The organism is Chengkuizengella axinellae, from assembly GCF_030730905.1.
Taxonomy (GTDB): Bacteria; Bacillota; Bacilli; order Paenibacillales; family KCTC-33759; genus Chengkuizengella; species Chengkuizengella axinellae.
In genome coordinates this window covers 18,523-32,127 of record NZ_JAVAMP010000016.1, presented here as the reverse complement: position 1 = coordinate 32,127, position 13,605 = coordinate 18,523, and the positions used below count along the sequence as shown (strand labels likewise).

At 35.4% G+C, this 13,605-nt stretch carries 15 protein-coding genes; 8 read left to right on the top strand and 7 right to left on the bottom strand.

Annotated features, from left to right (window positions below; translation table 11 throughout):
* Positions 1-26: 26 nt before the first annotated feature.
* Positions 27-284 (top strand): spore germination protein, encoded by a 258-nt coding sequence (locus tag Q5Y73_RS21070; protein ID WP_305993898.1) that lies wholly within the window; start codon positions 27-29, stop codon positions 282-284.
* Positions 285-529: 245 nt separating this feature from the next.
* Here Q5Y73_RS21070 and Q5Y73_RS21065 read toward each other — a convergent pair whose 3' ends face one another.
* Positions 530-898 (bottom strand): phage holin family protein, encoded by a 369-nt coding sequence (locus tag Q5Y73_RS21065; protein WP_305993897.1) that lies wholly within the window; start codon positions 896-898, stop codon positions 530-532.
* 277 nt (positions 899-1,175) lie between these two features.
* Here Q5Y73_RS21065 and Q5Y73_RS21060 point away from each other — a divergent pair, with 277 nt between their 5' ends.
* The 3 genes from Q5Y73_RS21060 to Q5Y73_RS21050 all read left to right on the top strand — a co-directional run bounded on the left by Q5Y73_RS21060 (position 1,176) and on the right by Q5Y73_RS21050 (position 4,661).
* On the top strand, positions 1,176-3,539 hold the full coding sequence (locus Q5Y73_RS21060) for an endonuclease MutS2 (protein ID WP_305993896.1): 2,364 nt from the start codon (positions 1,176-1,178) through the stop codon (positions 3,537-3,539).
* A gap of 23 nt (positions 3,540-3,562) precedes the next feature.
* Positions 3,563-3,982 (top strand): DUF350 domain-containing protein, encoded by a 420-nt coding sequence (locus tag Q5Y73_RS21055; protein ID WP_305993895.1) that lies wholly within the window; start codon positions 3,563-3,565, stop codon positions 3,980-3,982.
* A gap of 118 nt (positions 3,983-4,100) precedes the next feature.
* A complete protein-coding gene (locus tag Q5Y73_RS21050) occupies positions 4,101-4,661 on the top strand; it encodes a hypothetical protein (protein ID WP_305993894.1) in 561 nt (186 codons plus the stop codon).
* Between the two features lie 78 nt (positions 4,662-4,739).
* Here Q5Y73_RS21050 and Q5Y73_RS21045 read toward each other — a convergent pair whose 3' ends face one another.
* From Q5Y73_RS21045 to Q5Y73_RS21035, 3 genes are all read right to left on the bottom strand, one after another.
* A complete protein-coding gene (locus Q5Y73_RS21045; protein WP_305993893.1) occupies positions 4,740-5,363 on the bottom strand; it encodes an FMN-dependent NADH-azoreductase in 624 nt (207 codons plus the stop codon).
* 133 nt (positions 5,364-5,496) lie between these two features.
* Positions 5,497-5,850, bottom strand: coding sequence for a DoxX family protein (locus Q5Y73_RS21040; RefSeq protein WP_305993892.1), 354 nt, complete (start codon positions 5,848-5,850; stop codon positions 5,497-5,499).
* A 44-nt stretch (positions 5,851-5,894) separates the two neighbouring features.
* A complete protein-coding gene (locus Q5Y73_RS21035; protein WP_305993891.1) occupies positions 5,895-6,251 on the bottom strand; it encodes a DoxX family protein in 357 nt (118 codons plus the stop codon).
* Between the two features lie 226 nt (positions 6,252-6,477).
* Here Q5Y73_RS21035 and Q5Y73_RS21030 point away from each other — a divergent pair, with 226 nt between their 5' ends.
* Both Q5Y73_RS21030 and cysK read left to right on the top strand, forming a co-directional pair.
* The gene (locus Q5Y73_RS21030) at positions 6,478-7,797 is read left to right on the top strand and encodes an MFS transporter (RefSeq protein WP_305993890.1); all 1,320 of its coding nucleotides are present in this window, start codon (positions 6,478-6,480) and stop codon (positions 7,795-7,797) included.
* Between the two features lie 119 nt (positions 7,798-7,916).
* A complete protein-coding gene (gene cysK / locus Q5Y73_RS21025; protein WP_305993889.1) occupies positions 7,917-8,861 on the top strand; it encodes a cysteine synthase A in 945 nt (314 codons plus the stop codon).
* A gap of 313 nt (positions 8,862-9,174) precedes the next feature.
* Here the strand turns inward: cysK and Q5Y73_RS21020 are convergent, their stop codons facing one another.
* Positions 9,175-10,503, bottom strand: a complete 1,329-nt coding sequence (locus Q5Y73_RS21020) for a TrkH family potassium uptake protein (RefSeq protein ID WP_305993939.1) — start codon at positions 10,501-10,503, stop codon at positions 9,175-9,177.
* A gap of 190 nt (positions 10,504-10,693) precedes the next feature.
* Here Q5Y73_RS21020 and Q5Y73_RS21015 point away from each other — a divergent pair, with 190 nt between their 5' ends.
* Positions 10,694-11,185 (top strand): Lrp/AsnC family transcriptional regulator, encoded by a 492-nt coding sequence (locus Q5Y73_RS21015; RefSeq protein ID WP_305993888.1) that lies wholly within the window; start codon positions 10,694-10,696, stop codon positions 11,183-11,185.
* A gap of 13 nt (positions 11,186-11,198) precedes the next feature.
* Positions 11,199-12,380 carry an aminotransferase class I/II-fold pyridoxal phosphate-dependent enzyme gene (locus Q5Y73_RS21010; RefSeq protein ID WP_305993887.1) on the top strand — a complete coding sequence of 394 codons (1,182 nt, stop codon included), beginning with the start codon at positions 11,199-11,201 and terminating at the stop codon, positions 12,378-12,380.
* 154 nt (positions 12,381-12,534) lie between these two features.
* On the opposite strand, the gene Q5Y73_RS21005 is transcribed toward Q5Y73_RS21010, so the two are convergent.
* Positions 12,535-13,032 carry a cupin domain-containing protein gene (locus tag Q5Y73_RS21005; protein ID WP_305993886.1) on the bottom strand — a complete coding sequence of 166 codons (498 nt, stop codon included), beginning with the start codon at positions 13,030-13,032 and terminating at the stop codon, positions 12,535-12,537.
* Between the two features lie 221 nt (positions 13,033-13,253).
* A complete protein-coding gene (locus tag Q5Y73_RS21000) occupies positions 13,254-13,421 on the bottom strand; it encodes a hypothetical protein (RefSeq protein WP_305993885.1) in 168 nt (55 codons plus the stop codon).
* Between the last annotated feature and the right edge of the window lie 184 nt (positions 13,422-13,605).

The following is a 13,605-nucleotide window of genomic DNA, read 5'->3' as shown; positions in this document are numbered from 1 at the left end:
AAATTTGATTAGAAAGGGTGTCGGTGATGCCATCTGTTTTAGGTATAGCGAAAGTGATCAATGTTTCTGGAGGGGCAAAACTGCTTGCAGGAGATACGATTCAAATTACACCAGTAAGTTATACTAAAGCTTATATAGGATCTGGAAGTGGTAATGCAGGGGACTTACCAAGAACCAATAATTTTGTAAGTACAACGAATACGATTGATGCCGATATAAAAGATCAGACACAGGATAATATTTTTGGAATAGAGGACAATGTGTTTCCTTTCTTATTTATCTAAACAAAAAAATCAATCCAGATTCTATGGATTGATTTTTTTAAAACTTTCGAAGCTAAGCGTCACTTTTAATACCCCAAAAAATGACGTTAACTCAAAGAAGTAATGTCCGAATACTTTCCGGGGCCCCCCCTTATCTAATTAAAATCAACAAACCTGCTTAAACTATTTTTTGGGGAAATGTTTCGGACCCCGCAAAAGTACTCGAATTTAACTCTCGAAGCATAAGTTTCACTTTTGTAGATATATCAGGTTGCTTTTCCTTTCTTTTTTCCAGCTTCAAATGGACTTGAAATTGGAATGAACAAATCAATGATCCCAATCACTAGAGCAGCTAATACCGCACCTAGCATTGTAACAGAAACATTACCTACAAAGAACTGTGCTACCCATATGACAACAGCACTCGTTAAAAATCCAACAATCCCTCTTCCAAATGGAGTGACTCGACTCCCAAATATTCCTTCAACAATCCACCCTATTACAGCTATAGCAAGGGCTAAAAATAATGCACTCCAAAATCCTCCCACTGAAAATTGAGGTGTAACCCAACCTACAAACATCAATACAAAGGCGGAGACTATGAACCTTACAACATGCCCTAAAAAATTATTCATTTAAGGATTCCCTCCTTTTTTATAGATAGAAAAAAATGAACTTTCCATCCTATTTGTCTTGGGACCCGCAATTGTGTGAACAACATAGGGGGTAGTGATATGATTTAACACGACCTCTTCTTTGTTGTTCACTTTTACAGGTTAAAATTGATTAGTGATCATATTATTAACATAATGCAGATGATTTATGTTTTGTTACAACTTTTCCTTAGAATATTCGCGTAAAACATCTGATTTCGATATAATAAGGTTGAGCTTAAATCAGGAGGAACAGGATTTGAACAGAAGAATTTTAAAAACAATGGAATTTGATAAAATTATAGATAAATTAAATCGGCATGCTGCAACAGCTTTAGGGAAAAACAGAGCAGCGGAATTAGCCCCTTCTACGAAGTTTTCAGAAGTTATTGAATTGTTGAAAGCTACAGATGAAGCGGTAAAGGTTCAACGTTTAAAAGGGACTGCTCCATTTGGGGGAATTAGGGACATTTCAGCTGCAATTCACCGTGCGAGAATTGGAGGCATGTTGAATATACAAGAACTGTTGGATGTTGCAAATACCATTTATGGAGCAGGAAGATTGAAAAGATTTATACATAAAGTACATGATGAATTTTCCACACCACTGTTATTTGCTCATGCAAAACAGATTACAGATCATAAGAAGATAGAAAATGCGATCAAGGCTTGTATTAATGAACATGCAGAAATGATGGACAGTGCTAGTCCAGAGCTTTCACGGATCAGACATCAGTTGAAAACAGGGGAGTCTGCCATTCGGGAGCAATTAGAGCGTATGATTCGCTCTCAATCTGTGCAAAAAAAATTGCAAGAGCCCATTGTAACAATTCGAAATGATCGCTATGTGCTGCCAGTAAAGCAAGAATATCGATCTTATTTTGGCGGTATGACACATGATCAATCTGCGTCTGGGGCCACTTTATTTATTGAACCAGAAGCGATAGTAAATTTAAATAATAAACTTCGTGAACTGAAGCTGAAGGAAGAACGAGAAATTGAAAAAATACTTCAAATGTTAACAGCGCAAGTGACTGAAATTCATGATGAATTATTAGTAAATATTCACCAGCTTGCAGAAGTAGATTTTATTTTTGCAAAAGCAGGCTTAGCACATGAGATGAAATCTACCTTACCTCGTATGAATGATCGAGGTTTTATGAATTTAAAGAAAGCTAGGCATCCATTAATTCCAGAAGAACAAATTGTACCTATAGATGTGAAACTTGGAGATAAGTTTGACAGTATTATAGTAACAGGACCAAATACGGGAGGGAAAACCGTCTCCTTAAAAACGATTGGGTTACTGCACTTAATGGCTATGTCTGGGTTGTTCGTACCCGCTGAGGATCATAGTCAAATGTGTGTTTTTGATGGGATTTATGCAGATATAGGAGATGAACAAAGCATTGAGCAAAATTTAAGTACCTTCTCAAGTCATATGACAAATATTATCACGATATTAAAAGAAGTTACACCTAAAAGTCTAATATTGCTTGATGAGCTTGGTGCTGGAACAGACCCAACAGAGGGGTCAGCGCTTGCTATTTCCATTATAGAATATATTCATAAGTTAGGCTGTCGTTTAGTTGCTACCACACATTACAGTGAACTAAAAGCATTTGCATACGAGCGCAAAGGGGTTATAAATGCGAGTATGGAATTTGATGTAAAAACATTAAGTCCTACTTATCGGTTGTTAATTGGAGTGCCAGGACGAAGCAACGCATTTGCTATTGCAGAAAAATTAGGTCTGCCAATGTCCATTCTTAGGCATGCAAAAGGTCAAGTGAATGAACAAGATCTGCAAGTAGAGAACATGATTGCTTCTCTGGAGGAAAATCGGATCAGTGCTGAAAATGATCGTTTAGCAGCAGAGAAATTAAGAAGAGAAGTAGAACAATTGCAGGAAAAAGTAAAGGATCAAAAGCTTCGCTTTGAAGAACAGCGTGAAAAGTTGATGCAAAAAGCAGAGGAAGAGGCGAGAGAGGCCGTTCGAAAAGCTCGTAAGGAAGCGGATCAAATTATTTCTGATCTTCGGAAAATGGCAATGGATGAAAAAACCTCCATTAAGGAACATAGGTTAATTGAAGCAAAACGCCAGTTAGAACAAGCAGAGCCTCAATTAACTACACATAAATCTTCTAAATCAGCAAAAAAAATCAAAGGGGTTAAAAATGTAAATCCTGGAGATGAAGTTTTTGTTGCAAGCTTTAATCAAAAAGGCTTCGTAGTTGAAGAGGCTAATGCCAAAGAGGTTGTAGTACAACTAGGTATTATGAAAATGAAAGTGAAAAAAACGGAACTAGAACTTATTTCTAGTGCAGAGAAACAAGTCCAGAAACAAATCACGAGCATTAAACGCTCCAAGGATCAACAGTTTAAATCAGAGCTGGATTTAAGAGGAATGAATTTAGATGATTCCATTATGGAAGTTGACCGCTTTTTGGATGAGGGAATTTTGGCGGGTGTAGGACAAGTGTATATCATTCATGGTAAGGGCACAGGTGTGTTGAGAACAGGGATTCAAGAATTTTTAAACAAGCATAAACATGTCAAACAGCATAGATTAGGCAATATGGGAGAAGGCGGGACTGGAGTCACCGTCGCAGAATTAAAATAAGGTGAGAAAGAAGAGTGGGTTAGGTGAATCAAGAAATTGATGCATTATTAGAACATCCATTTATGGAAACGATCGCTTATTTTTCTGTTGCTGCATTAGCATTAATAATATTTTTGGCTATCTTTGAGCTTGTTACGTCCTATCGTTCTTGGGATGAGATTCTTAATGGTAATATTGCAGTGTCATTAACGATTGGTGGAAAAATCATAGCGATTTGTAATATATTTCGTTTTGCTGAAAAGAATCATGAATCCTTTTACGTATCGTTCGTGACAGCTAGTTTTGGATTTGTATTATTAATTCTTGCTTATTTTTTATTTGAGTTTTTAACACCTTATATAAAAGTGGATGAAGAGATACAAAAGGATAATCGTGCAGTTGGGTTTATTGCCATGATTATATCCATTTCTTTATCTTACGTGATCGGTGCTTGTATAAACTGATAGTAGGAGGATTGAATTTAAGGTGAAATATTTATGGGGTACTCTTTTTATCCTGGCACTTTTATTTTTTATATTTGGCATCTATTTTTTTATACAAAATACATAGGAGGAAACATGAATGAAAGAGAGTGAAAGCAAAGAAATTTGTCCTTGGTGTGATACAGAAATTGTTTGGGATGAGGAGATTGGCAGAGAAGAACAATGCCCTCATTGCTTGAATGAATTGAGCAATTATAGAACGATGAATGTAGATCTTGATTTAGAAGAAGATGAAACGCGTTCTAAAAGTGTTAATAAAAGCAACTCACCTAAAGAGAATGCAGCAGAAGACATCGAAGATATCAATACACCAATCTTAGACTCATTTATTTCAAAGATAGAACCAAAAACCGACGATTTACTGCAATATGAAGAAGGTGTATATCATTATCGCAGAAAACAGGAAGAGTCCTTTGAATGTTCAAATTGCCATGATTTTATGATTATGGTTGGAGACCAAGAAATAAAAAAAGATGAGTTTATTCCTTATGTTCCAGTTAGTCAGGCACAGGGAATTTTACAAGCCCCATACAAGCTGAATTTATATATTTGTCCATCTTGTTTTGAGATGAAACCTGTTTTATCTGAGCAGGATCGATTGAAAATGATGGATGCTTTAAAAAAACAGCAGGAAAAATAAAATAATTACAAAAAAGAAAGAGCTTATTTTGAATAAGATTCATCAAAATAAGCTCTTATCGTTTATTTTAAAATATAATTAAAAGGATTTAGCAACATCTTTGGCTTTGTTTTCTGCTGCTTGGTAAATATCTTCTGGATTTCCCCCCATATTTACACCTTCACACACAACAGCTTGGAAATTTTGAATACCTAGAAAACCCATCACAGTTTGTAAATAACTTTCAGTATGTTGAGCACCCTTTGCTGGTCCCTCAGAATAAATACCTCCACGTACTTCAAGCAACACTACAGACTTGTCTCCAGCAAGACCAACTGGACCATTTTCAGTATATTTAAAAGTCTTACCTGCAATTGCAATAGAATCGATATATGCTTTTACCATTGGAGGGTAACCAAAGTTCCACATTGGAGCCGCAAAAATAACTTTATCAGCTTGTAAAAATTGCTCAGTAAGTTCATTCATTTTTCCAACTTTTTCTTGTTCTGCTTGCGTAAGTTCTTGATTTGAAGCAAATTTCCCCCAAGCAGATAATATATCACCATCAATCAAAGGAATTTCTTCTTTGTATAAATCTAACTCAACAACTTCGTCATTGAGGTTCTCAGCTTTATAAGTTTCTATAAAAGCATTTCCTAATCTTAATGAATATGAATCCTTGTCTTGTTTTGGATTTCCTTTTACATATAATAGAGTAGCCATGTTTAATTTTCTCCTTCTTTTTTATGATTTTGTTTTTAATAGTTCGAACCATTTCGTTCTACTGGCTGCTCTCTTCTTCTTTAAGAGGGAGAACAGCCAGCTTACATTTTAAAGTCATATACAGTAAATTCTTTTACGCTCTTAATGCTTTGATCTTCCCAATTAAAACGATGACACTTAGAATGAGAAAGACAAATGAAGGCATTGCAGCACCAAATCCTTGACCTAAGCTTAAATGTGTAAATACGGCACCTGCCATGATCACTGCTAATCCACCAGAAGCAAGCAAAGCAAGCTTAGGTTTCCAGAATCCAACGATGAGTCCAATACCCCCAAGTATTTCACAGATACCTATAAAGACTAAAAATCCTGGGGAATAACCTAAACTTTCCGCCATTTGAGCTGCCCCTCCTGTAACCTTCGAAACTCCAGAAGGAGTAATTGCAGCAGCAAGTAAAACTTGAACAATACGTTGAATCCATTTCATAAATCATTTCTCTCCTTTATTTTTATATGTTTTATTTTTTATTTTTAAACTCCGATATGACTTACATTTAAACTAAGCACTATAATTCCCATTATTAACAAAATGACAGGCATCATGACTCTTTGTGCAGGATCTTTTATCTTTATATGTGTTAAGATTGCTCCAATCATCGTAAATGCAATGAGCAGTGCTCCTAAAGCAGCAAACAACCCATTCCAAATACCTATGAGTATAACAATGGCTGCTGTAATTTCCACCAAACCTGTTACGACTCTAAACCATTGAGGGAGCTCAAGACGATCGAATTCATCTACCATTTGTTTTGACCCCAACTTCATAACTCCAAACATTATAAATCCTAAGCCCAATAAGACTTGAATTACAATTGATAAAATACCCATAATAAACAACCCACTCCTTTCACCATTTACTCTAAAATTATATATCCTATTATTAGTATAAATATATCCTAACATTAGGGTATGTGATTGTCAATGCAAAATTTCAATATTTTTTTGCATAGAGAAGAAGTTGAGTATTTTTTGATTCCAAAATGAGTTTTTGGGGAAGGTTAAATATGTTGTTACATAGACAGTTAAGAAATTTTTTAAATTGGGTGAGTCATATATGCCGATGTCGCATGAGAAGCATCATTTTCCAAACAAATGGATTAAAACAAAAGATCAACAAGAACATTCTTATTTTCAGTATCATGAACCAGAAGAACCAAAGGAGCATAAAGAAGGAACATTAACAAAACAAGCCATTTTATTGCTGGCAGTTCACGGTTTATTTACTGCAGCAAACGCTTTATCAGGCACATTTGTAAATGTATACTTGTGGAAAGTGAGCAATGATTTATCCTTAATTGGTTGGTTTTCTTTGTCGCATCAGGTAATGAATATTATAACTTTTTGGTTAGCGGGAAAATGGGTTAAAGAGCATAATAAAATGAATAGTTTACGTCTTGGCGTGGGGTTATCTGCTATTTTTTATTTAATTGTGCTGTTACTACAAAAACAAGCCGTAGATTTTGTATTGGTATTAGGTGCTGTTCAGGGGATGGCAGCGGGATTCTTTTGGCTTGCCTTTAATGTTGTTTATTTTGAAATTACAGGTCCTCATGATCGTGATAAATTCAATGGTTATGCAGGATTGTTAGGGTCAGGAGCGGGTATGTTTGCACCGTGGATTTCTGGTATTGTCATTACACAAATGACAGCATCAAACGGGTATAAAATTATTTTTTCTATTTCACTTGTCGTATTTGTCATCGGGGTCATTGTTAGTTTCTTTTTGAAAAAAAGGGAACCAAAAGGTACATATCAATGGTTTACTGCTTTTCAACGTTTAAAAGAGAAAAAAAATCCGTGGAGGAAGACGTTTTTAGCTTTAATGGCACAAGGAATGAGAGAGGGTGTTTTTGCTTTTATCATTGGTTTACTTGTTTATATAGCTACAAAAAATGAAATGAAGTTAGGGAATTACTCTTTAATTGTTTCTGGGGTAGCGTTAGTTAGCTATATGCTGATGGGTAAATACTTAAAGCCTTGGCATCGGAATAGAGCCATGTTTATTGGAACTCTATTTATGATTGTTGTTATTCTTCCTTTTTTCTGGGATGTTAGTTATACAACATTGCTTATTTTCGGAATTGGAACTTCACTATTTTTACCGTTGTTTACAATACCGATGACCTCTACCGTGTTTGATATTATCGGGAGGGATGATGAGAGCGCACAGCAGCGGGTTGAGTATGTTGTTTTACGGGAAGCGGGTTTGAATGCTGGGCGTATTCTAGGTACATTAATTTTTATCGTTATCATCACATGGAGTAAAAAACCAATCGTATTGAATATATTTTTATTATGTATAGGGAGCTCTCCTTTATTAGCTTGGTATTTCATGAGAAATTTAATGCCGAAGGCACCTGAAAAAGCGAAATGATATAAATTATAGTCGAGTTTGTCTAGTATAAGTTGAATTGTTCAGTTAAAATATGTATGAGATATGTTTTACTAGCAAATTACAATGAAGAGGGTTATTTAGAGAGGAGCGGATGAAGGTTGTCTGCCAAAGTGGTATCAAGCATAACTGAGCTGATAGGTGATACACCTATAGTGAAATTGAATAAATTATGTTCTGAAAATGATGCAGAGGTTTATGTAAAATTGGAGTATTTTAATCCAAGTGGAAGTGTAAAAGATAGGGCTGCATACAACTTAATAACGCAAGCAGAAAAGGATGGATTGTTGTCTGCAGGGGGTACCATCATTGAACCTACTAGCGGTAATACTGGAATTGGACTGGCGATGAATGCAGCGTCAAAAGGATATAAGTCTATTTTTATCATGCCTGACAATATGACCAAAGAAAGAATCAACATTTTAAAAGCTTATGGTGCTGAAGTGGTTTTAACACCAGCAGAAGAGCGTATGCCTGGTGCGATTAAAAAAGCACTGGAATTAAAAGAAAAAATCCCAAACAGTTATATTCCTCAACAGTTTGAGAATAAAGCCAATCCTGCAATCCACAGAACAACAACAGCGCCTGAAATTATCAAACAAATGGATGGTAAGATCGATGCTTTTGTAGCAACTGCAGGTACTGGAGGGACTGTAACAGGTACTGGAGAAGTTCTGCGTGAGAAAATTCCAGGCATAAAAATCTACGTTGTTGAACCTAAAGGGTCTCCTGTACTTTCAGGAGGTAAGCCGGGGAAACATAAACTAGTGGGTACAAGCCCTGGGTTTATTCCTAAAATCTTAAATACTGAAGTATATGATGAGATTATCCAAGTATCGGATGAGGATGCCATTCAAACGATGCGAGACTTAGCCTCAAAGGAAGGCATTTTAGTAGGTCCTTCAGCAGGTGCCTCTGTATGGACTGCTATGCAAATCGCCAAAAAGTGGGGAAAAGGGAAAAGGATCTGTTGTATTGCACCTGATAACGGTGAAAGATATTTAAGTATGAACCTTTTTGATGCTCCAAATAGTGAAGAGGATTAGTTTAAAGTGTTTACATAAAACTATCCTTTCCTCTATTTTTTGTATGAATGATACGAAATTCCTTTATTGTGCACCCATCCAAGAAAGTCCGATCAAATAAGAAGAATATTGGAAAGCTGGATGGGGGAACGTCCGATTTGAAAAGGAAGGGCTGGATACAGCCCTTCCTTTTGCATTTTAAGTCCCTCAGGAAACTCATAATAAGTGAAGCGAAAGCTTCTGAAGTTTAATTCATAAAAGAAGAAGGTATGGATGATGTGATAATTCGATCAAATCATTCTTTATAAATTTTAATCCTACTTGGTGCTGCTCTTTACCCGATAATAATATCTTCCTTAGGATAGTGGAAGTTTTCTTTTTTCTTTTTCGCTTGAAAAATATATAACATGGAGAGAACTCCGATTCTTCCTGTAAACATCAGCACCATGATAATGAGCTTTCCTACAGTGGTTAGTTCACTTGTAATCCCCATCGACAGCCCACATGTACCAAACGCCGAGGCAATTTCAAAAATGATAGCCATTAATGAAAAGTGATCTTTTTCCAAGGACACCAGAAGAATAGTGCTGATAACAACTGTCATCGACGCCAGTGTAAAAATAAAAAAGCTTTTTGTTATATCATCTTCTTTTAAAGAGCGACGGAAAATTCTAATTTCACTTTTGCCTAAAGCATATGTAATTAATGCTAAAATGATAATTGCAAAGGTTGTAGTGCGAATTCCTCCACCAACACTTGAAGGACTAGCTCCTATGAACATCAATACGGACAAGAACATTTGAGTGGCAACTCCAAACTCTGAGACATCCATTGTGGATAAACCACCACTTCGTACCGTTACTGAATTAAATAGGGAGAAAAATATTTTTTCGTGCCAGCTCATGTCTGCATAGTACAATTGATTCTCAACCAACCAAATACCAATTGCACCAATGATCAATAACAAGAAAAACATTGAAGTCGTTAACTTCGTATATAAAGAAAACCGAAAGTTTTTATTATTCTTAGAAAAGTACTCCTTCATTTCAATGAGTACTGGGAATCCAATTGCACCTAATATAATTAATGCAATCGTTATAATTTGTACAAAATAATCATGAGAAAAGTCGAATAAAGAATTGCCAAAGATATCAAAACCGGCATTTGTATAGGATGAAATCGAATGAAATAACCCATGATAGAATGATTCTAGCCAAGTATCATAATATCCAGCAAAATGAAAATAGACGGTGAAGATTAATGTACCGATGGCTTCAAACAACAATACTAATCCAAGTACAATACGTATAAGCTGAACAAGCCCTGACAATCGATTTTGGTTTTGGTCAATCATAATTAGTTTACGATAGGATAAGCTAATATTTCGACCTAGAATCATCCATAAAAATGTCCCCAATGCCATAATACCTATACCGCCAATTTGGAACATAACTAGAAGTACGATAGTTCCAAATACACTAAAGGTTTCAGATACATTGACAACAGTAAGTCCAGTTACGCTGATTCCACTGGTAGCTGTAAATAATGCATCAATGAATGAAAGCTCCACCCCGTCTTTTAAACTGATCGGTAGCAGCAGCAGAATTGTAGCGATAATTATAGATATTAAATAACCAGACACAATAAACTGTGTAGGTGACATTTGCAGTATAATTTTTCTTATAGACAAAATGAGATATCCCCCAATCTTTGAGCACCATATCAAATTATTATCATACCCTATTTTTAAAAGAATTTCTAACAGTAATTGATTTAGGACTTAACATGTACTGGATTTCGTTGTAATATGAGGTATATTGTTGTTTTTTATATTTCGGAAAGGGGAAACCCCAATGAACGATTTTAAATTAAAAGTATTAGAGCTTTTACAAGAAGATGCACGTCGTGGGGCTGATATTATAGCTACTTTATTAGGGGCTTCTGAAGAAGAAGTGCTTTTAGCGATTCAAGAGATGGAGCAGGACAATGTTATTGTCAAATATGCGCCTGTTATTAATTGGAGTAAAGTACACGATGACAAAGTAACAGGTATTATAGAGGTTCAAATTACACCGGAGCGTGGAAGAGGTTTTGATACGATTGCAGAACGGATTTATCGATACCCTGAGGTGAAAACGGTCTATCTCATGTCAGGTGCTTATGACTTGCAAATTGAGATTGAAGGAAAAACCTTAAAGGAAGTTGCTTTTTTTGTATCAAATAAGCTCTCCACCATTGAATCCGTTCTCTCTACGAAAACCCATTTTATTTTGAAAAAATATAAACAAGATGGCATTATTTTAGAAGATCATGAAGATGATCATCGCATGCTCATTTCGCCGTAAGGGGTGATGGGATATGTTGAAAACGAAAAAATCCATGACAGAGTATATATCTCCATTAGTGAAAGACATTCCTCCTTCTGGAATCCGTAAGTTTTTTGACTTAGTTTCAGGGAGAAAAGATATCATATCATTAGGTGTTGGTGAGCCTGATTTTGTTACCCCATGGCATGTAAGAGAAGCTTGTGTGTATTCCTTGGAAAAGGGGAAAACAACATATACACAAAATGCAGGATTGCCTGAATTAAGAGAGGTCATTGCTGAATATTTATACAATCAGTTTGCATTAAAATATGAGCCTGCAAACGAACTTTTAATTACAGTTGGTGGCAGCGAAGCGATTGATTTGGCTCTGCGTGCTTTAATTCAACCTGGAGATGAAATTTTGATACCAGAACCGTGTTATGTATCTTATTCTCCAATTGCTTCTATTGTTGGAGGTAAAGCGGTTGGGATTGAAACCTTTGCTAAGGATGATTTTAAATTAACGGCTGAGTCGTTAGAAGCGCAAATTACTCCTCAATCTAAAGTTTTAATATTAAATTATCCAAGTAATCCTACAGGTGGAATTATGACTTATGAGGATTGGCTCCCGATCGTAAGTCTTGTAGAGCAGAATGATTTAATCGTGATTTCAGATGAAATATATGCGGAACTAACCTATGAACAAAGGCATATTAGTTTTGCCTCTATGCCGGGTATGAAGGATCGGACGATTATCGTTAGTGGTTTCTCTAAAGCTTTTGCAATGACTGGGTGGCGACTAGGTTATGCATGTGGACATCAAGATCTAATCGCAGCCATGTTGAAAATACATCAGTACACGATCATGTGTGCACCTGTTATGGCTCAACAAGCTGGGATTGAAGCATTAACCAACGGATTGGAAGAAAAGGATCGCATGGTTGAATCTTATAATCAACGGCGTCGATTGGTGGTTAAAGGATTTAGGGAAATGGGATTGGATTGTCATGAACCAAAAGGTGCCTTTTACGCATTCCCATCAATTCAAACAACAGGACTCACTTCTGAGCAATTTGCTGAAAAATTATTAGAGGAATCAAAGGTAGCCGCAGTACCTGGTAACGTATTTGGACTGGGCGGGGAAGGATTTATTCGCTGCTCCTATGCGACTTCTGTTAGTGATTTAAATGAGGCTTTGGAACGGATCGGAAATTTTGTAGAGAAATATCAGTAATGTCAGTAATGTATTTACGATGTGATATTGAAGTATGAACCATATCGAATTATGTTGGGGTTTGAATAGAAATAAAAAGAGTCTTTGCTTAGACAAAGACTCTTTTTTAAAATATCTCCGAGGGACTTCTATAGGAGTTTTTGTTTATACTTCTTTAGAGCTTTCGCTTAGTCCAAAACTCCGGAACTTCATCTTCACCTTCAAAGTAATCTACTTTATCAGTGATTTTATAAATTTGACCATTTCCAGCATTAATTTTATTCGAATCTGGATATTTGCATACATCAGTACCAAATCGAGTGGTTAAATCTAAATATCTTACAGGATTGTCTGTGTGATTAAAAAGCTGATGAGCACCTTCTTCTGAGTTTGGAAAGAAAATCAAATCCCCTTTCTTTAAAATCTTACATTCATTATTTTGCCTAACAGTCACTTCGCCATCAATGATGATAAATACTTCTTCTTGATCAGAATGATAGTGGTAAGGACAAGAGAGTTGCCTAGGCAGTAATTCTTTTACATCGAAAAAAAGTTTTTTAGCTCCTAAGTCTTTTGAAGTGATTTTAGAAGAATTAGAGTTATAATGAGAATATTCCGTTCCTTCGGATTGAAACTCTAATTCATGAAGATTGATGAGGTTAGTAAAGTTCAATGAGATCATCCTTCCTTCCATATACTTTGTCATATTTAATAATTCAGCATGTATGTTTGTATGTATGTATGTAATTTCCATTATAGCACATATGTTTGTGTTTATAGTGTATGTAATTTCAGCAGATATACAAGTGTACTATATATACATTTTTTAAATGAACAACCTCAGTTTTTGTATCATAGTCAGGGTTTACAATCATACATATTTTAAATAGTACTTTATTTTTTAGTTATCTTACGCAATATTATAATGAGTAACACAATGATGATACTGAAATTGATTTGTAAGGCAAAAAAAGGATTCATTTCTTCTATTAAATATATCATTGCCAACGTATATAAGATGATAAATAAAATTAAATAAGAAACCCACCTGTCTTCGTTCATTTTCTCTCCTCCTATTGTTAATCTGTACTAATTCCAATTACTAACATTTTAATAAAATAATAGAGGGAAATGCAATTGTAATATGAATGAAGAACAATAGGTAGATCATCAATGGCTTTGGTATAAAACCAGGGGCATTTTTTTGTCTTGTAATATCAGTACTTTACTTAACTAAAGTAAGAGA

Bases quoted from the DNA above. Each gene is read 5' to 3' on its own strand.
- Q5Y73_RS21070 (WP_305993898.1), top strand. From the start codon at position 27: ATGCCATCTGTTTTAGGTATAGCGAAAGTGATCAATGTTTCTGGAGGG.
- Q5Y73_RS21065 (WP_305993897.1), bottom strand. From the start codon at position 898: ATGAATAATTTTTTAGGGCATGTTGTAAGGTTCATAGTCTCCGCCTTT.
- Q5Y73_RS21050 (WP_305993894.1), top strand. From the start codon at position 4,101: ATGAAAGAGAGTGAAAGCAAAGAAATTTGTCCTTGGTGTGATACAGAA.
- Q5Y73_RS21045 (WP_305993893.1), bottom strand. From the start codon at position 5,363: ATGGCTACTCTATTATATGTAAAAGGAAATCCAAAACAAGACAAGGAT.
- Q5Y73_RS21040 (WP_305993892.1), bottom strand. From the start codon at position 5,850: ATGAAATGGATTCAACGTATTGTTCAAGTTTTACTTGCTGCTGCAATT.
- Q5Y73_RS21035 (WP_305993891.1), bottom strand. From the start codon at position 6,251: ATGGGTATTTTATCAATTGTAATTCAAGTCTTATTGGGCTTAGGATTT.
- Q5Y73_RS21030 (WP_305993890.1), top strand. From the start codon at position 6,478: ATGCCGATGTCGCATGAGAAGCATCATTTTCCAAACAAATGGATTAAA.
- Q5Y73_RS21020 (WP_305993939.1), bottom strand. From the start codon at position 10,503: ATGTCACCTACACAGTTTATTGTGTCTGGTTATTTAATATCTATAATT.
- Q5Y73_RS21015 (WP_305993888.1), top strand. From the start codon at position 10,694: ATGAACGATTTTAAATTAAAAGTATTAGAGCTTTTACAAGAAGATGCA.
- Q5Y73_RS21010 (WP_305993887.1), top strand. From the start codon at position 11,199: ATGTTGAAAACGAAAAAATCCATGACAGAGTATATATCTCCATTAGTG.
- Q5Y73_RS21000 (WP_305993885.1), bottom strand. From the start codon at position 13,421: ATGAACGAAGACAGGTGGGTTTCTTATTTAATTTTATTTATCATCTTA.